Below are 18,783 nucleotides of genomic sequence, written 5' to 3' on the forward strand. Positions count from 1 at the left end.
GCGAAGGCGGGAGTCCATGGAGCGGCGGGCGCGGTGGCTGCACCGTTTCGGGATGCAGCCACCGGATATCCAAGCGTTATTTGAGCGTGACATGGGCATGTGACGGGGCGTGATCGGTAAGGGCTTTGGCGGCGTCCGCCCATGAGGTATCAGCCGGATCAAGCGCGGATTTGAGGTAGGCCAGCGTCATGCGTTGGGTGATGGCGAGGCGGTCGGGGTCTTCGTCGTCGGTTTCCCTGGCGTCATAGCCGGCAATGCCGCCAAGGCCGTGTTTGCCACCAACGAGGGTCAGCAGGGCATCGGCACCGGGGCTGTGGTGGAACGGGTCGGTGTGCCAGGCGGGGCCGCGGGTTGTCAGGTGCGGGTTGTCATCGGCATCGCCGGCAACGACGAGGGTTTTTGTCGTCAGGTGGCTGAAATCGGGGTTGAGCGATGTGTAGTTTGCGCGTGCAAAATCGCTGAGGCTATCCCCGCCCTTGCCGGGGGCGGCCAGAAGGACGCCGACCGTGATGCGCGGTTCGATGAGATCGACATTCTGTGCGGCCGGGTCGTTGATATCGGTCAGACGCGCACCAAGCAGCATGCCGACGGTCTGCCCGCCCAGCGAATGGCCGATGGCCGCGATTTTGGAACGGTCCAGCCGCCCGGCGATGGCGGGAAACTGGTCCTCTATCACGTCAAGCTGATCAAGAATCAGCTTCATATCCAGCACGCGCGAGCGCCAGAAAAACGGCGCGCCCGGTGCATCGGCCGGAAGGCCCGCGACCCTGGAATTTCCGTGTGTCGGTTGGATCACGACAAAGCCGTGGGCGGCATAGAAATTCGCAAGCGGCGCGTAACCATCCTTGGACGGGATATAAAGCGATGGCCCATGCCCGTGCGACAGCAGAAGGATCGGAAGGTCGCGATCATTCGAGGGCGGGGTGAGCGGGGCGGTGATGCGCAGTTCAAGCAGCAACCCGCGATCCGGGGCCGGGAGGGTGACGGGATTGAGGCACAGGGTCGGAAAGGATGGGCCGGTCGGGATATGGCGGGCATCGGTAAGCAGATTGTTCATGACGGGGTGCCTTGTTTTGCTTGGCGAAGGTCGGGGGCTTCGCCTATATAGAAAAACGGAACGTTGATCCGATAATAAACGGAACTTTGCTCCACTTGATGAATTGTATATACGGAACGTTGTTCCGTATATCAAGGGTAATTGCGTGCGGGGTCTTCGGACCGGCGGCAACAGGGAAGATTTGAGTGACAGACGACCCGACAAAACATGACCTTGAAGGCAAGGCACCGAAGCGGCGCGTGAGGGCCGATGCCAAGCGTAACGAGGACGCGGTGCTTGAGGCGGCCAAGGCGGTTTTTGCGACCGCGGGCGTCGATGCGCCGGTGCGTGAAATTGCCACCAGGGCCGGGGTTGGTGTGGGGACGTTGTATCGCCGTTTTCCGACCCGATCCGACCTTGTGGCGGCGGTTTTCCGGCGGGAGGTTGATGCCTGTGCGGCGACGGCGGCAACGCTTGCGGCGGATTATCCGCCGGGCGAGGCGCTGGTGCGCTGGCTTAACCGCTATACCGATTTTATCGCAACCAAAAAGGGGCTGGCGGCGGCATTGCATTCCGGCGATCCGGCGTTTGATGCGCTGCCCGATTATTTTCGCGCGAAGTTCGAGCCAGTGCTGGTGTCGCTTCTGGAAGCCGCGGCGGCGGCGGGCGAGGTGCGGCGCGATATTGCGGCCTATGACCTGTTGCGCGCGATTGGCAACCTTTCGGTGGCGGGCGTTGGCGACGAAGCGGGGGCGGCGCATACGCGCAGCATGGTGGAGCTTCTGGTCGATGGGTTGCGGTTTGGGGCGGTGAAGACGGGGCGGTAGGGCGGAGGCCTTCGGTTTTGCGCGAAGGTTTTTCCAATCTGTCGTCACTCCCGCGCAGGCGGGAGTCCATCGGGCTTGCGGGTCCGGTGGAAGGTTTTGAGGCTGTGGCACGAAGGACTGGATTCCCGCGTTCGCGGGAATGACGGAAGAGAGTTTATAGCTGCTTATGCGTTCAGGCTGTCGAACAGGTCGTTCCAGTCGGGATTGTGTTTTTCGATCAGGTCAAGCTTCCAGGCGCGGCGCCATTTTTTAAGGCGCTTTTCGCGCAGGATGGCGTTTTCCATGCTGTCATGCAGTTCAAAATGCACGAGTTGCCCGACATTGTAACGTTGGGTGAAGCCCTTATCCGTGGCTGTGCGATGTTGCCAGATGCGGGCGCGCAGATCGGCGGTGACGCCAATGTAAAGCGTGCCGTTGCGGTTGCTGGCAAGGATATAGACGCAGGGCTGTTTCATCGTGGAAGGATAGCAGGATTTGGCCGGATGGCGGAGCTTTTGGTGATGCTGACGGGTGGTTCTGGTTGCCGGGTTTGAGGATGCGGCGCGAAAGACTGGATTCCCGCGTGCGCGGGAATGACGGCTTTGGGGATGGGCTTTCTACACATTCGTCACTCCCGCGAAGGCGGGAGTCCATGGTGCAGCGGGTTGAGTGATGAGGGGGATCGGGCATGGCGCAGGTGATTGATCGGGGGCGGGCGAGATGTGCCGGGTTTGGTGAGTTTGTCTGGATCTGGAATGCGATGATGGGGCTTGGTTTGCCCGATCATCATCGGGCGATGGCGGGGTGGCTTGAGGATTGCTGGAAGGCGGGGAAGGGGCAGCTTTTGCTGATGGCGTTTCGCAATTCGGGCAAGTCCACGCTGGTCGGGCTGTTTTGCGCGTGGTTGCTGTATCGCGATGCGGATTTGCGCATTCTGGTTCTGGCCGCCGATCTGGGGTTGGCGAAAAAGATGGTGCGCAATGTCAAGCGCGTGATCGAACGCCATCCGTTGCTGGCGGGGCTTCTGCCCGAAAAGCGGGTCGATTGGGGGACGCAGCGTTTTACCGTCGAACGACCGGGCGTATTGCGGGATCCGTCGATGCAGGCGGCCGGTATTGGCGCCAATATCACCGGATCGCGGGCCGATGTGGTGATTTGCGATGATGTCGAGGTGCCCAAAAACAGCGATAGCGCCCATAAACGCGCCGAACTGCGCGAAAAACTGGGCGAGATTGCCTATGTCCTGTCGCCCGATGGGACGCAGATTTATGTTGGCACCCCGCATAGCTATTATTCGATCTATGCCGACGAAATCCGGGCCGAAACCGGCGAAGCCGCCCCGTTTCTGGCGGGGTTTGAGCGGTTCTGCCTGCCGATCCTTGATGATCAGGGGCAATCGAGCTGGCCGGAACGGTTCCCGATCACCAAGATCGAGGATATTCGCCGCCATACCGGGGAGCGGAAATTTGCCAGTCAGATGATGCTGGAGATGGTCGCCCCCAGTGACGGGATCCTCGACCCTGCGCGGTTGCGCCGTTATGGCGATGATGCGGTGATCGCGCAGGCCAATGGCGCACTTCACCTGTCCATCGGGGATCGGCAGATGATGGCGGGCGCGTGCCATTTTGATCCGAGTTTTGGCAAAGGCGGGGGTGTACCTGGTGGCGCAAATGAGGGCGCAAAGGGGGGTGATGGCGCGGTGATCGCGTGCGTTTATGTCTGCGAGCGGGGCGAATACTGGCTGCATGATATGGCGTGGCTGACATTTGATGCCACGCGCCTGCACGAAGCCGATGAAGCCAGCCAGATCTGTGCCGGGGCGGCGGCGTTCATCAAGGCGCATCATTTGCCATCCGTCCGGGTCGAGACCAATGGGGTCGGGCGGTTTTTGCCCAATATCCTGCGGCGCGCCTTAAAGCAGGCCGACTGGGCGGCAAGTGTGGTCGAACATCACGAGGCGAAAAACAAGGATGTGCGGATCGAGGATGCATTTAGCGCGGCGTTGAGTGCCGGGCTTTTGCATGCGCATGAACGCATCTGGCAAACGCCGTTCATCCGTGAAATGCGCGAATGGCGTCCGGGCGAGGGCCGGGCGCGCCGCCGGGGCAAAACGGGGCAGCATGATGACGGGCTTGATGCGGTTGCGGGGTGCCTTATTCATGAGCCGGTGCGCCTGCCGCGGGTGGAAAAAGCCCGGTCGGAGGGCGACTGGCGGCCATCCGGGGCGGCATTTGCGGCGCAAAAGACGTTTGAACCGTAAAATATTCCGTGAATTCACAAATGCTTATGCACATCGTCGATCACAAAAGCGCGATATTCATGGAAAATTCAACTTTCATGCTTACGTTAACTATATGAAGGAATAGTTTTACGGAAATTTATCTATACCAAAGGCGTATATTTGACGAAATGATTTGCCTGCCGGTGCGATTGGGCCGGACCTATTTCCGCTTTGCGGCGTTGGTCAATTTATAGACTGGTTTACAAGTTGCTCCTGATTTCAACCGGAGCGCGCCGTCTGTGATCCCTTGAAGGAGGGCCTGACCATGAGGAGCATTCCAAAACTCATCGCCGTGACAGTTGGTGCGATTGCGGTCGCAACCCTGCTTGCCATGCCAGCCAATGCCGCATCCCCTGTCTGCGGAGACCGGACCAAGGTGCTTGACAGCCTGAGTGCCAAATATGCCGAGGAACCGGTTGCGGTCGGTGTGACCGCCAATGGCGGCGTGATCGAGGTGTTAAAAGCCCCCGATGGCAAAACCTGGACCATCCTGTTTACCTCGCCCAACGGGGCAAGCTGCCTTGTGGCATCGGGCGAGGCCTGGCAGGAACTGGAAGTGAAACTGAACGGGCCCCATGCCTGAACCGGTAGCGCGGCAAGATCGCTGCGTGACGGCTTCAAAAGCGCATTCGAGCGCGCATGGTGCGGCCTGTGTCGGGATGCCCGCCGGCCGATTGTGGCCGGGGTGGTGCCGGTGAGACCTAAGCCTGAGCCCCGAACCCTGAACCCTGAATTCGGATGATATTGCGCCTTTTGAGTTTCGACGAGTGACCTCCTTGACTGACCCGCAAGCCTTTCGGTTTGCGGGTCTTTTTTGTTTCGGGGCGGAAGGATGATGCCGGGGATGCAGCGCGAAGGACTGGATTCCCGCCTGCGCGGGAATGACGGAGGTTGAGGCGGAGCTTGAGGCGGGCGATATCCCCCATGCCGTCACTCCCGCGAAAGCGGGAGTCCATCTGGCAGCGGGTTTGGTGGATGGTTTTGAGGGGGTTAAATTTATGAAAATGCGGTTCTTTTTCGTGTTGACCTCAATATTGGTTAAGGTTGCAGCATGGCCTTCCTGCCCCGGAACGGGGCGCCCCATCAGGAGGAAAGACGGATTATGGAACAGATTTTCATGAAGCCCCGGCATGCCGCGCCGCCGCGTGTGATTGACGCGATCCTGCAAAGCGGGTGGCTGTGGCTGCTCGCGCGGATATGTCTGATGATCATTTTCATCGCGTCGGGTGCGGCCAAGCTGATCGATTTTGACGGCGGGGTGGCGGAAATGGCCGCCGCCGGGCTTTCGCCCGCATGGCTGTTTAACATTCTGGTCGTGGTGACCCTTCTGGTCAGTGCGGTTCTGGTGCTGATGGACCGGGCGGTGTGGCTGGCGTGCGGGGCGCTTTCGGTGTTTCTGCTTCTGACCATCGTGATCGTGCATAGCTTCTGGAACATGGAGGGGCCAAAGGCGCAGATTTCGATGTTCTTTGCGCTGGAGCATATCGGGGTGATTGGCGGGTTGATGATGACCGCCATGGTCAGCCGGTTACGCCGCCTGATCAGGGATGCCGGGGCCTGAGCCAGACCCGGCAGTAACGAAACAACAACAACCGGCCCGCATGGCGTGACAGCGATGCGGGCCTTTTTCATGCGCGATTTATGCAAAGGGGCAGGAGGATGTGATGAGCGGACCGGTTGATCTGATCTGGTGGATTACGGCGGTGGAAATCCCGGCGGTGGCGGGGCTTTTCTGGCTGACCTGGCGGATGCGTGGCGAGTTTTCCGACCGGCTTGAAAGCCTGCGTGTCAGCCACGATGCGGAGATGATCGAACTTCGCGACGGGCTGGCGGATTTCAAGCTGGATGTGGCGCGAAACTACGTTTCGATCCCGTACCTCAAGGATATTGAAAAACGCCTGACCGCGCATCTGCTGCGGATCGAGGCGAAGCTTGATCACAATGCGCCAGCGGCATGAGGCCGGGGGCAAAACAGGATAAGGAAACAGCGATGAATGATGTTCTGACGATGGATGCGATCACCGACCCGCACATTTTGCCGGTGGGTGATGTTCTGGCGCGGACCCTTTATGGCGAGGCGCGCGGCGAGGGTTTGCCGGGGATCGAGGCGGTGGCCTGCGTGATCCTGAACCGGGTGGCGTTTGCCAAAGCGCGCGGGCGGTATTGGTGGGGCAGTACGGTTTCGCAGGTGTGCCTGAAACCGGGGCAGTTTTCATGCTGGAACGCGGGCGATCCGAACCGGGCGAAGTTGCTTAAACTCAGCGCGCGCGACCCGGCATACCGGCTGTGCAAACGGGTGGCGACCCGCGCCCTAGCGGGGGAGATTGCCGACATGACCCAGGGGGCGACGCATTATCACACCCATGCGGTTGATCCCTATTGGGCGCGGGGGCAGGTGCCGGTGGCGGAGATTGGCGGGCATCTGTTTTATCGCGGGATTAACTAACCCGTTGGTCGTTATTGCCATCATGGCCATCGGGTGAATCCAAAGCCTTGCCTCAATTGGCGATAAAGGCCCCGGACCACATATGGGCGATGTTCTGGAACGGGACGGGCTGGGTGAAATAGGACAGCGGATCATTGATATAAAGCACTGCTGTCGGCCCCATCGGGGTTTGCACCCATGCCATCCCGCGCAGCACCACGACATGCCCGGAAAAGGGGGTGTTTTGCAGTTTCAGGATAATCGGACGCCCCGATGCCAGGGTGTTGTAAAGCACCATCGGATGGGCGGGCATGCCATAACCGGCGACATTGTTGCTGACCATGCTCAGCAATTGCATGATTTCCGGGTCGTGTCCGGTGCGGATGCATTGCTCTGCCAGCATCGGGTTGGACATCACGAGCGCTGAATTGCAGCAGGTCGGTTGCGACATGCCGTTTGCGACAGAAACAAGCTCGCACTGATGCGGGGATGTATTGGGATGGGTATGGTTTTTCCAATGGGCGATCTGTTCGACCACGGCGACCCAGCACCAGACCTTTGTCTGTTGCGTGATATTGACAATGCCAAGGTCGATCGGCGGCGGGAGCTGCTGCGCATTGGCCTGATTTATCCCCAGAAACAATAGCATTGCGGCAAGAAATCTTTTCATGACGGCCCCCTGATATCCCCTGCATCCAAACGCGAATATTAGATTTGATAAATAAATCTATTGGTTTTTTATTTTCGCGTCAATTTATTCAGGGTTGTGTTGGCGGGCTGAGGAAACCGGCATTTTTAAAAGGAAGGAGGTATCACGTGATACCAGCATTACTGGCGCAAATCGGCCTGCCGCTTTTGATGAAGGCGGTTGGCGCGGGGCTTGACACCATTGATCATCCGGTCGCGAAAACTGCGGCCGAGGGGCTTAAACAGGTGGGCGATGCGGTGACAAAGGGGGATGTCACCCCGGCCCAGATCGCGGAGGCCAACCGCCATTCCGAACGCATGGCGGAAATAGAGCTTTCGCGGGACCGGAGCGTTTTGGCAACCGTCAACCGCACCATCCGGGCCGAGGTGCAAAGCGAGGATGCGTTTGTGCGGCGCTGGCGACCGAGCTTTGGCTATGCCGTGGCACTGACCTGGATCATGACCATGGGATCGATTGCGGCCGCCATCATCCTGACCCCGCTTCAGGCCCCGGCGATTATTGCGGCATTGGTCAATACCAGCCCGATCTGGGGCATTGCGCTGGGCGTTCTGGGGGTCAGTGTGGTGAAGCGGAGTGCGGATAAGAAGATCGGGTGATCGGTTGAAGGCTTAGGCAGGCTGGCTATCGAATGTGCGGGAGACAAATTGCTCGATATTTTGCGGAAGATATCCGAGTAACTCCCCCATTCGTCTTACATCTGTTTCATGGCTGATGACGGTTCCCACGCAGAGATTCCGGTTCATTTCCATGGCGTCCGCGATGCGCCATTCTTCGCCGGAAAGGGCGAAAAGCAGGTAACGGATTTTGTGCTTTTCGGGGTGGCTGAGCACCGGAATGATTTCTTCGTGGCGGATGATGGTGCCGTTTGCAACGTGGGGGCGAAATCGGTATCGGGCAGGTGGGCGCAGTATAGAGCAGCATCATAAAACATTGCCATCGGTTTTGACCCGGCAAGCATCAGCTCAAGTTCCCTTCCTTCATGCGGGCCGATGCCCAGTGGAAGGGGGGCTTGCGGATTGCTGCGGTTGTTGGTCAATGGAGTGTTCCGATTGTGCGGGGCTCAGATGCTATATCGAAAGGGATAGGGCCGGGCTTCCGCGATCAAGGAAGTGGCGCACGGGGAGTGGGCATTTATGCTGGAGGGTAAGGTTATTAGATACTCGGGTGAGGAAGAGCTGCCAAATTTTCAAACGCAAGGTTGATGCCTAAAGGCTCGTGTTGTGCCAGTTTCTTATCAATTTGCCAATTCAACCAACATATCCATGGAGATCCCGCTTCAATATCAGATGATCCAATTAAAAACAGATACTTATCTATGACTCGCCTCGGGAATTGATATTGAAGTCCCGCTTCCTGTATTGCATCTTCAATTGTCTGAATATTCTGCAAACTGAAAGTTTCGGCGAAGCATACTTGAAAATCATCTTTTATTTTATTCGTGCTGAGACGATTGTTCAGCATTTTCAACCCTAAACGTGACAATGAATCATGCATCATCCAACCGTCTGGATCAAAGAACCAAACGAGTTTGGCGCAGAACGTTCTTGTTGATTTGTCGCCGACGAATTGGCGTATTATTTTCTGTAATTCGTTATGTATTGACAGTGCTGGTGCCTCTTCAGGCATTTTGTTCAAAAGCGTAGCAATTCCGTTATACAATTTTCCCATTTTTTCTTTTTTGATTCGAGCGCTTTTTTCTTTTGGGTGTAAGGAAATGGTGCGACTAACACTGTAGAAGTTTGCAAAAACCTGAACGTCATAGGCCGTTAATTCTCGCTTCTTAGCTTTGAGGTACAAGTACTCGTCTATAAAATGCCAACCTCTTTCCGCTTCGAAAATTGCCCATAGCCATGCGGCCTTGTGCAGATTGTCCGAGTTGTGCCAGAAATCCGATGAGTGACGATCCTCAACGAAATTAGTCATATTGGTTGTTCCTGCGCGGCGATATTAATCTCTTAGTAGAGTTTTTCACAGTTTTCGCTTGAGGCAAACAACTCTTGCCGCCATTAGATTTTGTTGCGTGTTTCCCTTAGGGAAACAAACCCGCCGACCCCGCGTTGCAGGGACAACGTGATTTTGCAAACAGGCAGCGAGGGTTGGCATGACGGACACAGGGCCGGGTTCCGTGGGCGGGATTGTGGCGCGGATCCGGGATCGGGCGGCGGGGCGGCGCGCGGTTTCGGTTGAGGATATGGTGGCTGTGCTGGGGCGGCGGAGTTATGGGCCGTTCCTGTTTGTGCCGGGCCTGATCGGGGTGACACCCCTATCGGGCATTCCGATGGTGCCCGCGATCCTTGCGATTATTGTCGCGCTTTTTGCCATTCAGATCGTTCTGGGGCGGTCGCATTTGTGGTTGCCCGATATCTTTGGCCGCCGGTCGTTTGACGGGGCAAGGGTCGCCGATGCAATGCGCCGGATCGAACCGGTGGCGGGGAAGCTTGATCGCTGGTTTTACGGGCGGTTGCCGGTCCTGACCGGGCGGCATGCGGTGCGGGTGGCGGCGGTGATCTGCCTGCTGCTTTCGGCTGTGGTGCCGTTTTTTGAAATGATACCCTTTGCCGGGATCGCACCGATGAGCGCGATTGCCGCCTTCGGGCTTGCGATCCTTGTGCGTGACGGGGCTTTGATGCTGTCGGCGATCATCATCACGGTGGCGGCGGTCGGCGGGTTTATGGCAGTTCTGATATAGTTCACAGCGCGCGATTGATGCCATATTGCGCAAAGCGGGGACGCGCCCTACATTCCCCGGATGACAAATACATCACATACCATGATTTACCGCGTATTGGGTTCGGACGAATGGGCCGAGGCGCTGGCGACCGGGCATTATGCCGGGGCCCCGCACGATATTGCGGATGGCTTCATCCATTTTTCCACCATCGATACGCTGGCGGCGACGCTTGCGCTGCATTATCCGAAGCGCGGCGGATTGCGGCTTTTGCATGTGCCGGTCGAGGCGGTCGCGGACAAGCTGAAATGGGAACCGGCGCGCGGTGGCACGCTGTTCCCGCATCTTTATGATGCGCTTTCGGTCGAGCATGTTGCACGCGTTGATGACCTGAAACTTGATGATAACGAAGTTCACATCCTGCCGGAGGATCTGCGCCCCGACTATATGAGCAGAGGATAATTACAGCCGACGATAGACCCGCCCGCCGCCGCGCTTTTTACCGGTATCCTCGACCGTGGGGAAATATCCGGCCCGCACGGCTTGCAGAAAATGGCGGCCGATGCTGACCTTGTCCCCGATATAAAGCCTGTCCCAGCCGGGGCCGTAAATTTCCGGAAAGTGAAATTCACCGGGATCGCGGGCGGCGAGGCGGCTTTGCAGCCGGGCGATTTCGGCGGCATCCATTGGGGGTTTCATCTGGGGCCTCCTTTTTTTGTCGGTGGCTTTCCTTCAGGTAGTTTTCAGGCGGGCATAAAGAAAGGGCGATGCCGGGATGGCACCGCCCTTTTGTGTTGAGGAACAGGCCGCCGCGGAAACCATACCCCGTTGAGTCAGAGGACTGGATTCCCGCCTGCGCGGGAATGACGGAGATGGGCCGGAAGCCGTTTCTGCAATCAAAGCCTGTCGATCAGACCAGTTCGCCCAGCGTTGCCGGATCAAAGCCCAGCAGCGCATCGGTTTTGTTGTCGCGGACCTTGGCGGTCCAGGCGGCATCGGTGATCAGCGCACGGCCGACCGCGATCAGATCGAACTCATCGCGTTCCATGCGGCTGACCAGTTCATCAAGCCCGGCGGTGGCCGAACCTTCGCCAGCAAAGGCGGTCATGAAATCACCGGAAAGCCCGACAGAGCCGACCGAAATCGTGGCCGCCCCGGTCAGTTTTTTCGCCCAGCCGGCAAAGTTCAGGCCGTTTTCGCCGTCCAGTTCGGGGAATTCCGGTTCCCAGAAACGGCGTTGGGACGCATGGATGATATCCACCCCGGCATCGACCAGCGGACCAAGCCAGTCGGTCATTTCATCGGGGGTTGTTGCCAGACGGGCAGCGAAATCCTGCTGTTTCCATTGGCTGACGCGCAGGATGATCGGGAAATCGGGGCCGACAGCGGCACGCATGGCGGCGACGACTTCGCGCGCAAAGGTCGCGCGTTCGCGGATGGTTTTGCCGCCAAAGCGATCCGTGCGCAGGTTGGTGCCCGACCAGAAGAACTGATCAATCAGGTAGCCATGCGCGCCATGAATTTCAAAGGTATCAAAACCGGCATTTTTGGCGTCAAGGGCGGCCTGGGCGAAGGCGGCGATGGTGTCGGCGATATCGGCATCCGACATGGTATTGCCGCGCGGCTCGTTCGGCGCGACAAGGCCCGACGGGCTTTCGACCGGGGTATCGGGCACCCATTCGGTCTGGAAGCTTTTGACCGATCCGGTATGCCAAAGCTGCGGACCCATCTTGCCACCGGCACCATGAACGGCATCCGCCACGGCCTTCCAGCCCTTTAACGCATCGGCGCCGTGGAAGAACGGAATGCCCGGATCGTTGCGCGATGACGGACGGTTGATCACGGTACCTTCGGACAGGATCAGGCCGACACCGCCTTCGGCGCGCTTGCGATAATAATCGGCATTGACCGGGCCGGGGATGCCGTCAACCGCGTGCGAGCGCGTCATCGGCGCCATGACGATGCGGTTGGGAAGCTCCAGGGTTTTCAGCTTGAAGGGTTGAAAAAGAACATTGGTATCTGACATCGGGTATCCTCGGATTGGAATTGGGTGTATGGTGGCTACTAGATATATGATGTATACTTACTGTCAATCAGGCACCTTGAAGTTACCAGGTATACTTGAGGAAACCTGGATGGCCCGGAGCCGGAGGAAATGAGGTGGAAATGCCATGGTAATGAAAGAATGTTCGGTCGAGATGTTCCGCTCGAACTGTCCGAGCCGGGAGCTTCTGGACCAGATTGCCGACAAATGGTCGATGATGATCCTGGCGGTGCTGGCCCATGGGCCCTTGCGGTTTAACGCGATCAAGCGCGGGCTTGAGGGCATTACGCAAAAGGCGCTGACGCAGACGCTGCGCAAGCTTGAACGCAATGGCATTGTCGCCCGCCACGTGATCGCGACATCACCGGTCGCGGTCGAATATGAAATCACCGATCTTGGCCGGTCGCTGGTGGAACCGTTCAAGGCGCTTTATACGTGGACGCGCGATCATTACGACGAAGTCGAAAAGGCGCGGGTGGCGTTCGATGCGCGGATGGAGGAGCGGGTTTAGGAGCCCATGTCCCAACCGCCGCCTTGGGCGACGAAGGTGTCACGGGATTGCTGCGTGACGGCGACGTCGAGAATTTCCGCGACAGTGGCGATATTTTGCGAAAACATGTCGCGGCAGGCCTTAAGGCTTGGGCCTTCCATCATATCCAGTGAGTCCTCGACATCCTGTAGAAGCGCACCCAGTTCGTTGAAATAGCGGGCGCGGGATTTTTCGGTGCGCATGGTGCGCGCAAGGCCGATGGCGGAAATGCAGGCGGCGATATCCGGTGCAGTTAAATCGGCCATTTTTTCGGCCTGTCCGATATTGAATGAAAAATCGTGGGTGACGGACCGGTCCAGAACAACCGGGATGATATCATAGGCCGGGGCGAGGATTGGTTTGTGGCCCAAGGCCGGATAAAGGATGGCGTGGTTTTTGGCGTGATTGTCGGTATTGCCGACCACCAGATTGAAGATCGACAGGGCCATAAAATGCTGTCGCGCGATCAGCGGGACTTCGGTTTCATCAAGAACGCGCGCCACGCCCGTGGCCGAGAATTTGTTTTCCTCCGTCCCGTTGCGTTCATATTTCAGACTGGGCGCAAGCGATAGCGCCTGACAGAAATCTTCCTGATGAATGCGATAGATGTTTCCATCTTCGATTTTGCGGTCAAACCGTTCGATCAGCAGGGCTTCGCAGCCTGCAATTTCGATTGTCCCCACATTTGCCACCGGCAGCGGCAGGACCCTGGTCGCCAGTGCCATCAGGGCGGCTTCCTGGGTGACAAGGGCCTCGTTGCCCCGTGACGGGACTTTGAGGATATGGGTCGTTGGTGCGCCGGAGCCCGGTTTGGGCAGGGCGAACTGGCCATCTTCAAGCCGGGTTACTGCGATTTTCCCCTGTACCCCGGCAAGGGGCGAGGGATCGTTCCTGCCATCGGGCAGGCGACGACGGTCACGCAGGCTGATCAGGATTTCGCCAAGATCGTCATTTGAAATCGCGTCATAGTCATCGGCCATGTTGCCGGGCATTTTTGACGGGTTTTCACCCGCTGGTACGCAGGATATGGCACCGGGGCAATCGCGACCGACGTGGTAGAGCAATCCGGCGATGTCGTCGCGGTCGATGCGATGCTTTGCCATGACCTGCTCAAGCGCGTTGTTTTCCTGTAACAGGTTGGCAAAGAAGCCGCGCGTGGTGTGATCGGTAAATGAACCATGCGCGGCAGGCATCGAAATCGACAATTGCATGTTCGCGCGAACAGCATCGTCGCCATAGGCAAAGGTCAGCGACTTGTCGTTATTGCCAAGAAGCTGGCCAATGGGGTGATCGACCCCTTCGAGATACACATCAAGCCGTCTGGTCATCTGATATGTCCTCATATCCCAGTTTCAGGCCAAGTTCCCGGCAGACATCCAGCGCCAGACCGACATTGACGCCGGGCGTGCCCTTTTCCAGTTCGCCAATCAGTTGCCGCGAGACGCCCATCATGGATGCAAGATAGGTTTGCGTTATTTTCAACTGCTTGCGGCGGGTTCGGATCGCCGTGGCAAGGTCATGGGTGTCTTTGATGAGTGCTGTCATGTCAGTATCAAAAATGTCAGGAATATTTGACATTATGCCGAAAATGACAGAGAAGTCAATGAATGTCAGAAATAACTGACAAATCGATCTGTTTTGGTGTTCTCTTTCTTAATGTTAGATATAACTGACATTTTATCGAAAATGAAAATCGTGGTGATGGGGGTGTCTGCCATGTCCTGACGCCATTGATCCTTGCCCCATCCTCCCTCACAGCGTAAGAACAAGGCAGGTATTTACAAGCACGGAGCAGGTCGCGTGGGGTGGTACAAGTCACTGGTTTTGCCGGTTGTGCGCTGGATCGATGCGGAGACCGCGCATGGTCTTGCGATTTGCGCGCTGAAAAACAATCTGGTGCCGCGCGATGATGATGCGCTCGATGCCACACCGATCCTTGAGATCGAGGTTTTCGGGCGCAAATTTGCCAATCCGGTCGGGCTTGCCGCGGGGTTCGATAAAAATGCCGAGGTCCCCAATCAGGCGCTTAGCCACGGGTTCGGCTTTGTTGAAATCGGATCGGTCACCCCCGAACCGCAACCGGGTAACCCCAAGCCCCGGCTTTTCCGGCTTTATTCCGACCGGGCGGTGATCAACCGCATGGGCTTTAACAACGAGGGTGCCGCCGTTGTTGCCGAGCGCCTGCGCAAGCGCGCACGCAAGGGGATCCTTGGTGCCAACCTTGGCAAAAACAAATATTCCGAAGATGCGGCGGCGGATTATGTGAAGGGTGTTGCGGCCCTTGGCCCCTATGCCGATTATCTGGTGGTCAATGTATCCTCGCCCAATACGCCCGGTTTGCGGGCATTGCAGGGGCGTGCGCCGCTTGAAAAGCTTCTGACGTCGGTTCTTTCGGCGCGCGATAGCCATGCCAAGGGCGTGCCGGTGCTGCTTAAGGTCGCACCGGACCTGACCGAGGAAGACAAGGCCGATATTGCTGCGGTAGTGCTCAAGCTCAAGCTTGATGGCATGATTGTTTCAAACACCACGATTGACCGGCCGGTCGGGCTTAATTCCTATGATCAGGATGAAAAGGGCGGTCTTTCCGGCCCGCCGCTTATGGAGCCTTCGACCAAGGTTCTCGCCGATTTTTACCGCCTGACCGAAGGCAAAATTCCGTTGATCGGGGTTGGCGGGATTGCATCGGGCAAGGATGCCTATGAGAAGATCCTCAATGGGGCGTCGCTGGTGCAGCTTTATTCCGCCCTTGTCTATCACGGGCTGGAGCTTGTGACCGATATCAAGGAAGACCTTGCACGGCGGTTGCGTAAGGACGGTTTTGCCAGTGTTGCTGATGCGGTTGGTGCGGCCTATCCGGAGATTTCCGGGCGCAGCGCCCCGGTGGATGAGGCGCGCGCGGCCAAGGCGGCGGTGACGGCGAAGGCGGAACCCGCCAAGGCCGAGGTGGCGAAGGTGGCTCCGGCGGCTAAAACGGCGGCGAAGAAGCCCGCAGCGAAGACTGCTGCCAAGAAGCCTGCATCCAAGCCTGCGGCGGCGAAAAGCAAGGCTGTACCAAAGGCCGAGCCAAAGGCTGGACCAAAGTCTGGGCCCAAAAGCGGACCGGCGGAATAGATTTACCTGTGGCGGCATGGACTCCCGCGTGCGCGGGAGTGACGGTTATTGGGGAGGGTTTGTGCTCCCCGTCATTCCCGCAAGCACGGGAAACCATCTTGCCGCATGTGCGATGACGACGATTTTAACATGAAGTGGAATGCGTGAATGACGGTTGGCACCAGCTATCAGATGATCAACGGCCTGTCGGAAGTGATCGAACAGTACGATGCGGTGATCCTTGATCTTTGGGGCGTGGTGCATGACGGGGTCACACCCTATCCAAGCTCCATCCCGGCGATGGAGGCGCTTAAAAAGGCCGGTGTGCCGGTGGCCCTTCTGTCGAACGCGCCGCGCCGATCCAGCGTCGTTGTCGCACGGATGGAAGATATGGGCATTGCGCGTGATCTTTATGGTCCGGCGGTGGCATCGGGCGAGATCGCCTATAGCCAGCTTCTCGCACGCTCTGACCCTTGGTACGCCAAGCTGGGGCGCCGGGTGATGAGTGTCGGTCCGGTGCGCGACATGTCGATGTTTGAAGGTCAGGATGTTGAAATCGTCAAGGATGTGGCCGATGCCGACTGGCTTCTGGTGACGGGGCCGAATGACGATTATGACGCGGTTTCGGTTTATGAGGATCTGCTACATGCCGCCAAGGCGCGCGATTTACCGATGTTGTGCCCGAACCCGGACCGTGAAGTGATCCGCGGCGGGGATCGCATCATCTGTGCCGGTGCGATTGCCGCACGCTATGAAGTGCTCGGCGGTAATGTCCGCTGGGAAGGCAAGCCGCTGGCGAGTGCCTATGATTTCTGCCTGCAACTGTTTGACAAGGGCCCGGATGCGAAGCTTCTGGTCGTCGGCGACAGCCTTTCGACCGACGTTGCCGGATCAAACAATGCCGGGCTTGATGTGGCGCTTGTGACCGGTGGCATTCATGCCGAGGAACTTGGCGCACCGCGTGGGACCCTGCCGGAAAAGGGCAGGCTTGACGCGCTTCTGAACGCGACCGGGCGCAGCATTACCTATGCGGTTGGGGATTTTTGTTGGTAAGGGCAGCCTGTACTTTAGGTCTACCTATTGAGGGTGGGTATCTACATAACCCTAGGTTTATATAAAAGTATGTCCTAATGTTTCTTGCGAGGTTAACTCGGGAGGAACAGATGCCTAACTATCTGGTTAATAGAAACGCTCAGCCAACAGGCGAGCACGAAGTGCATATTTCTACATGTGGTCATTTACCCGACTATCAGAATCAGGACCATTTGGGGTTCTATAGTAATTGTCGGGAGGCGGTGGCTGCTGCAAGAGCGCGTGGTTATATCAATGTTGACGGTTGCTATTACTGTTGCAACGATTGTCACACTCGGTAACTTTCAAAAGCAAAAATGCGCGAAATCACGATTGAAGAGTTGGCAGCACGCATCAGCCAGAAACGGGCCGAATTGGGCCTGTCTGGCAAGGGTGACGTGCAGCCAAATTCCGGCCGTCGGCGCACCCAAAGCAAGCGTAATCTGTTGCGCAATATTGCCGAGCTTGCCGCAAGGGACGGGCGAGAGCCGCCTTTTAAGGCCAATTACTGATTTACTGTAATCCCGTTTGCACCCGCCTTTCCCGTTGGAAGGCGGGTTTTGTTTTTGTGGTTTCGGGATTGCGGTGGCAGAGTATTGGGGCGTCAACAAACCGGAAAAAACATGCTTCTGACAGATGACATTCGCGATTATGCCGGGCGGTCGGTTTTGTGCTGGCTGGCGAGCGTTTCCGAAGACGGGCCGTCGGTCAGCCCCAAGGAAATCTTTGCCTGTTATGGCGAGGACCGGATCATCATCGCCAATATCGCATCCCCACAATCGGTGAAGAATATTCGCCATGACCCGCGCGTCTGTGTCAGTTTCGTTGATGTGTTCTCGCAGAAGGGTTGGCAGCTTTATGGGCGGGCCGTGCTTTTGAAAAACGGTGATGACGGCTTTGCCGGGCGGCAGGCGATCCTGCAGGGTATGGCAGGCGATGCGTTCAAGGTCGGCATGGTGATTGATGTGGCAATCGATCGGGCGCGGGAAATTATTGCGCCGAGCTATCGGTTCAGGGCCGATGTTAACGAGGCCGACATGCGGGCCGGGGCGATGGCGACTTATGGGGTGAGGCCGGTGGATTAGGCCCTTTGTCCTTTGGCGGCGTTTGAGGATGCTGCGCGAAGGACTGGATTCCCGCGTTCGCGGGAATGACGGTTTGGGGGAGCATCAGCTTTCGGCCACGCGCTTTTCGCGGAAGATGATGAAAATGCCGCTTCCGGTAATAATGGCCGCCCCAACAAATGTCAGAAGATCGGGTGTTTCGCCCCAGAAAAACCAGCCAAGCCCGGTGGCCCAGACGAGGGCGGTGTAATCAAACGGGGCGACGGTTGGCGCATCAGCCACCCGGAAGGCCTGGGTGATCAGGGTCATGCCGCTGGTGCCGACAAAGGCGATGGCGATGAAAAGTCCGATATCCTCTGTCCGGATCGGGGTCCAGAAATACCAGACAGCACAGGCGCTAAGCAGGGTGCTGGTGAAGCTGAGGTAAAACAGAAGCGTCCACATGCTTTCGCGCGGGTCAAGAAGCCGCGCGCTTAGCATCAGAAGCGCATAGGTAAAGGCGGTCGCCACCGGCAAGAGCGAGACGGGCTCAAAGGTTGCGGCACCGGGGCGCACGATCACCAGAACACCCAGAAAACCGACCATCACGGCCACCCAGCGCCGCCAGCCGACCCGCGCAATCAGCACCGATGAAATCGCGGTGATGAAAAGCGGGGCGACAAAGGCAAGGGCGGTGGCCTCGGCCAGTCCCATCAGATGGATACTGGTAAAGAACATGATGGTCGCGGTGATCCAGATGACGGTGCGCATGAAATGCACGCCAATACGATTGGACCGCAGGCCGCCAAGCCCGACCATTTTTATGGCCAGCAGGGCGGCAAAGGGCAGGGCAATCGAATTGCGCAGAAAGATGATCTGGATCGGTGAATAATGATCCATCAACCCCTTGGCCAGGGCATCATTGACACACAGCAGGGCGACACCGGCACACATCAGAATGATGCCGGTCAGGTTGTGCGGGGGCTGTTGTGCATTCATGGTTCGTGGCGCTTTCCCTGTGTGATGGTGGGTTATCGCAATCACCATCTGTTTTCTGAGCTTTAGGGGAAAGTGCCGGATT

24 protein-coding genes are annotated in these 18,783 nt (G+C 57.8%); 14 read left to right on the forward strand and 10 right to left on the reverse strand.

Features of this window, described 5'->3' with window-relative positions; translation table 11 throughout:
• Positions 1 to 76: 76 nt before the first annotated feature.
• On the reverse strand, positions 77 to 1,057 hold the full coding sequence (locus tag R1T41_RS13370) for a chlorophyllase (RefSeq protein ID WP_317337456.1): 981 nt from the start codon (positions 1,055 to 1,057) through the stop codon (positions 77 to 79).
• Positions 1,058 to 1,242: 185 nt separating this feature from the next.
• Here R1T41_RS13370 and R1T41_RS13375 point away from each other — a divergent pair, with 185 nt between their 5' ends.
• A complete protein-coding gene (locus R1T41_RS13375) occupies positions 1,243 to 1,863 on the forward strand; it encodes a TetR/AcrR family transcriptional regulator (RefSeq protein WP_317337457.1) in 621 nt (206 codons plus the stop codon).
• A 164-nt stretch (positions 1,864 to 2,027) separates the two neighbouring features.
• Here R1T41_RS13375 and R1T41_RS13380 read toward each other — a convergent pair whose 3' ends face one another.
• A complete protein-coding gene (locus R1T41_RS13380; protein ID WP_317337458.1) occupies positions 2,028 to 2,318 on the reverse strand; it encodes a GIY-YIG nuclease family protein in 291 nt (96 codons plus the stop codon).
• Positions 2,319 to 2,530: 212 nt separating this feature from the next.
• On the opposite strand from R1T41_RS13380, the gene terL reads away from it, so the two are divergent.
• The 5 genes from terL (at position 2,531) to R1T41_RS13405 (ending at position 6,569) form a co-directional block, all read left to right on the forward strand.
• Positions 2,531 to 4,102, forward strand: a complete 1,572-nt coding sequence (terL, locus tag R1T41_RS13385; protein WP_317337459.1) for a phage terminase large subunit — start codon at positions 2,531 to 2,533, stop codon at positions 4,100 to 4,102.
• A gap of 286 nt (positions 4,103 to 4,388) precedes the next feature.
• Positions 4,389 to 4,706 (forward strand): hypothetical protein, encoded by a 318-nt coding sequence (locus R1T41_RS13390; RefSeq protein ID WP_062952718.1) that lies wholly within the window; start codon positions 4,389 to 4,391, stop codon positions 4,704 to 4,706.
• Between the two features lie 519 nt (positions 4,707 to 5,225).
• Positions 5,226 to 5,684 carry a DoxX family protein gene (locus tag R1T41_RS13395; protein ID WP_317337460.1) on the forward strand — a complete coding sequence of 153 codons (459 nt, stop codon included), beginning with the start codon at positions 5,226 to 5,228 and terminating at the stop codon, positions 5,682 to 5,684.
• 103 nt (positions 5,685 to 5,787) lie between these two features.
• Positions 5,788 to 6,081, forward strand: a complete 294-nt coding sequence (locus tag R1T41_RS13400) for a hypothetical protein (RefSeq protein WP_317337461.1) — start codon at positions 5,788 to 5,790, stop codon at positions 6,079 to 6,081.
• Between the two features lie 32 nt (positions 6,082 to 6,113).
• Positions 6,114 to 6,569: a cell wall hydrolase gene (locus R1T41_RS13405; RefSeq protein WP_317337462.1), complete on the forward strand. Its 456-nt coding sequence runs from the start codon at positions 6,114 to 6,116 to the stop codon at positions 6,567 to 6,569.
• Positions 6,570 to 6,621: 52 nt separating this feature from the next.
• Here R1T41_RS13405 and R1T41_RS13410 read toward each other — a convergent pair whose 3' ends face one another.
• Entirely contained in the window at positions 6,622 to 7,218 is a 597-nt protein-coding gene (locus R1T41_RS13410; RefSeq protein WP_317337464.1) for a papain-like cysteine protease family protein, read from the reverse strand.
• Between the two features lie 146 nt (positions 7,219 to 7,364).
• On the opposite strand from R1T41_RS13410, the gene R1T41_RS13415 reads away from it, so the two are divergent.
• Positions 7,365 to 7,853, forward strand: a complete 489-nt coding sequence (locus tag R1T41_RS13415; protein ID WP_317337465.1) for a 3TM-type holin — start codon at positions 7,365 to 7,367, stop codon at positions 7,851 to 7,853.
• 12 nt (positions 7,854 to 7,865) lie between these two features.
• On the opposite strand, the gene R1T41_RS13420 is transcribed toward R1T41_RS13415, so the two are convergent.
• Positions 7,866 to 8,087: a hypothetical protein gene (locus R1T41_RS13420; protein WP_147253505.1), complete on the reverse strand. Its 222-nt coding sequence runs from the start codon at positions 8,085 to 8,087 to the stop codon at positions 7,866 to 7,868.
• 322 nt (positions 8,088 to 8,409) lie between these two features.
• Complete coding sequence (locus R1T41_RS13425; protein WP_317337467.1) at positions 8,410 to 9,180, reverse strand: hypothetical protein; 771 nt, start codon at positions 9,178 to 9,180, stop codon at positions 8,410 to 8,412.
• Positions 9,181 to 9,358: 178 nt separating this feature from the next.
• Between R1T41_RS13425 and R1T41_RS13430 the strand changes: the two genes are divergently transcribed.
• Both R1T41_RS13430 and R1T41_RS13435 read left to right on the forward strand, forming a co-directional pair.
• Positions 9,359 to 9,946 (forward strand): exopolysaccharide biosynthesis protein, encoded by a 588-nt coding sequence (locus R1T41_RS13430; protein WP_317337468.1) that lies wholly within the window; start codon positions 9,359 to 9,361, stop codon positions 9,944 to 9,946.
• 60 nt (positions 9,947 to 10,006) lie between these two features.
• Positions 10,007 to 10,387, forward strand: a complete 381-nt coding sequence (locus tag R1T41_RS13435) for a DUF952 domain-containing protein (RefSeq protein WP_317337469.1) — start codon at positions 10,007 to 10,009, stop codon at positions 10,385 to 10,387.
• On the opposite strand, the gene R1T41_RS13440 is transcribed toward R1T41_RS13435, so the two are convergent.
• Together R1T41_RS13440 and R1T41_RS13445 are read right to left on the reverse strand one after the other, a co-directional pair.
• Complete coding sequence (locus R1T41_RS13440; RefSeq protein WP_317337471.1) at positions 10,388 to 10,624, reverse strand: DUF1413 domain-containing protein; 237 nt, start codon at positions 10,622 to 10,624, stop codon at positions 10,388 to 10,390.
• Positions 10,625 to 10,835: 211 nt separating this feature from the next.
• Positions 10,836 to 11,951, reverse strand: a complete 1,116-nt coding sequence (locus R1T41_RS13445; protein ID WP_317337473.1) for an NADH:flavin oxidoreductase — start codon at positions 11,949 to 11,951, stop codon at positions 10,836 to 10,838.
• A gap of 145 nt (positions 11,952 to 12,096) precedes the next feature.
• Here R1T41_RS13445 and R1T41_RS13450 point away from each other — a divergent pair, with 145 nt between their 5' ends.
• Positions 12,097 to 12,480, forward strand: a complete 384-nt coding sequence (locus R1T41_RS13450) for a helix-turn-helix domain-containing protein (RefSeq protein ID WP_317337475.1) — start codon at positions 12,097 to 12,099, stop codon at positions 12,478 to 12,480.
• On the opposite strand, the gene R1T41_RS13455 is transcribed toward R1T41_RS13450, so the two are convergent.
• Both R1T41_RS13455 and R1T41_RS13460 read right to left on the reverse strand, forming a co-directional pair.
• The gene (locus R1T41_RS13455) at positions 12,477 to 13,826 is read right to left on the reverse strand and encodes a HipA domain-containing protein (protein ID WP_317337477.1); all 1,350 of its coding nucleotides are present in this window, start codon (positions 13,824 to 13,826) and stop codon (positions 12,477 to 12,479) included. The two genes, R1T41_RS13450 and R1T41_RS13455, sit on opposite strands and share 4 nt — an antisense overlap.
• Positions 13,810 to 14,043, reverse strand: a complete 234-nt coding sequence (locus R1T41_RS13460; RefSeq protein ID WP_317337479.1) for a helix-turn-helix domain-containing protein — start codon at positions 14,041 to 14,043, stop codon at positions 13,810 to 13,812. The genes R1T41_RS13455 and R1T41_RS13460 overlap by 17 nt, the downstream gene beginning before the upstream one ends.
• 255 nt (positions 14,044 to 14,298) lie before the next feature.
• Between R1T41_RS13460 and R1T41_RS13465 the strand changes: the two genes are divergently transcribed.
• The 4 genes from R1T41_RS13465 to R1T41_RS13480 all read left to right on the forward strand — a co-directional run bounded on the left by R1T41_RS13465 (position 14,299) and on the right by R1T41_RS13480 (position 17,744).
• Entirely contained in the window at positions 14,299 to 15,609 is a 1,311-nt protein-coding gene (locus R1T41_RS13465) for a quinone-dependent dihydroorotate dehydrogenase (protein ID WP_411045424.1), read from the forward strand.
• 147 nt (positions 15,610 to 15,756) lie between these two features.
• A complete protein-coding gene (locus R1T41_RS13470; RefSeq protein ID WP_317337480.1) occupies positions 15,757 to 16,641 on the forward strand; it encodes a TIGR01459 family HAD-type hydrolase in 885 nt (294 codons plus the stop codon).
• Between the two features lie 335 nt (positions 16,642 to 16,976).
• Complete coding sequence (locus R1T41_RS13475; RefSeq protein ID WP_063093553.1) at positions 16,977 to 17,171, forward strand: hypothetical protein; 195 nt, start codon at positions 16,977 to 16,979, stop codon at positions 17,169 to 17,171.
• Between the two features lie 111 nt (positions 17,172 to 17,282).
• Positions 17,283 to 17,744: a pyridoxamine 5'-phosphate oxidase family protein gene (locus R1T41_RS13480; RefSeq protein ID WP_317337483.1), complete on the forward strand. Its 462-nt coding sequence runs from the start codon at positions 17,283 to 17,285 to the stop codon at positions 17,742 to 17,744.
• Positions 17,745 to 17,828: 84 nt separating this feature from the next.
• Here the strand turns inward: R1T41_RS13480 and R1T41_RS13485 are convergent, their stop codons facing one another.
• Positions 17,829 to 18,701, reverse strand: coding sequence for a DMT family transporter (locus tag R1T41_RS13485; RefSeq protein ID WP_317337484.1), 873 nt, complete (start codon positions 18,699 to 18,701; stop codon positions 17,829 to 17,831).
• Positions 18,702 to 18,783: the final 82 nt, after the last annotated feature.

Source organism: Thalassospira lucentensis, from assembly GCF_032921865.1.
Lineage (GTDB): Bacteria > Pseudomonadota > Alphaproteobacteria > Rhodospirillales > Thalassospiraceae > Thalassospira > Thalassospira lucentensis_A.

What these genes read in the sequence shown, in the direction of transcription:
- R1T41_RS13480 (WP_317337483.1), top strand. Translation starts at nt 17,283, where the DNA reads ATGCTTCTGACAGATGACATTCGCGATTATGCCGGGCGGTCGGTTTTG.
- R1T41_RS13390 (WP_062952718.1), top strand. Translation starts at nt 4,389, where the DNA reads ATGAGGAGCATTCCAAAACTCATCGCCGTGACAGTTGGTGCGATTGCG.
- R1T41_RS13455 (WP_317337477.1), bottom strand. Translation starts at nt 13,826, where the DNA reads ATGACCAGACGGCTTGATGTGTATCTCGAAGGGGTCGATCACCCCATT.
- R1T41_RS13475 (WP_063093553.1), top strand. Translation starts at nt 16,977, where the DNA reads ATGCGCGAAATCACGATTGAAGAGTTGGCAGCACGCATCAGCCAGAAA.
- R1T41_RS13405 (WP_317337462.1), top strand. Translation starts at nt 6,114, where the DNA reads ATGAATGATGTTCTGACGATGGATGCGATCACCGACCCGCACATTTTG.
- R1T41_RS13395 (WP_317337460.1), top strand. Translation starts at nt 5,226, where the DNA reads ATGGAACAGATTTTCATGAAGCCCCGGCATGCCGCGCCGCCGCGTGTG.
- R1T41_RS13435 (WP_317337469.1), top strand. Translation starts at nt 10,007, where the DNA reads ATGACAAATACATCACATACCATGATTTACCGCGTATTGGGTTCGGAC.
- terL (WP_317337459.1), top strand. Translation starts at nt 2,531, where the DNA reads ATGGCGCAGGTGATTGATCGGGGGCGGGCGAGATGTGCCGGGTTTGGT.
- R1T41_RS13400 (WP_317337461.1), top strand. Translation starts at nt 5,788, where the DNA reads ATGAGCGGACCGGTTGATCTGATCTGGTGGATTACGGCGGTGGAAATC.
- R1T41_RS13425 (WP_317337467.1), bottom strand. Translation starts at nt 9,180, where the DNA reads ATGACTAATTTCGTTGAGGATCGTCACTCATCGGATTTCTGGCACAAC.
- R1T41_RS13380 (WP_317337458.1), bottom strand. Translation starts at nt 2,318, where the DNA reads ATGAAACAGCCCTGCGTCTATATCCTTGCCAGCAACCGCAACGGCACG.
- R1T41_RS13450 (WP_317337475.1), top strand. Translation starts at nt 12,097, where the DNA reads ATGGTAATGAAAGAATGTTCGGTCGAGATGTTCCGCTCGAACTGTCCG.
- R1T41_RS13430 (WP_317337468.1), top strand. Translation starts at nt 9,359, where the DNA reads ATGACGGACACAGGGCCGGGTTCCGTGGGCGGGATTGTGGCGCGGATC.
- R1T41_RS13485 (WP_317337484.1), bottom strand. Translation starts at nt 18,701, where the DNA reads ATGAATGCACAACAGCCCCCGCACAACCTGACCGGCATCATTCTGATG.
- R1T41_RS13370 (WP_317337456.1), bottom strand. Translation starts at nt 1,057, where the DNA reads ATGAACAATCTGCTTACCGATGCCCGCCATATCCCGACCGGCCCATCC.
- R1T41_RS13440 (WP_317337471.1), bottom strand. Translation starts at nt 10,624, where the DNA reads ATGAAACCCCCAATGGATGCCGCCGAAATCGCCCGGCTGCAAAGCCGC.
- R1T41_RS13470 (WP_317337480.1), top strand. Translation starts at nt 15,757, where the DNA reads ATGACGGTTGGCACCAGCTATCAGATGATCAACGGCCTGTCGGAAGTG.
- R1T41_RS13460 (WP_317337479.1), bottom strand. Translation starts at nt 14,043, where the DNA reads ATGACAGCACTCATCAAAGACACCCATGACCTTGCCACGGCGATCCGA.
- R1T41_RS13410 (WP_317337464.1), bottom strand. Translation starts at nt 7,218, where the DNA reads ATGAAAAGATTTCTTGCCGCAATGCTATTGTTTCTGGGGATAAATCAG.
- R1T41_RS13445 (WP_317337473.1), bottom strand. Translation starts at nt 11,951, where the DNA reads ATGTCAGATACCAATGTTCTTTTTCAACCCTTCAAGCTGAAAACCCTG.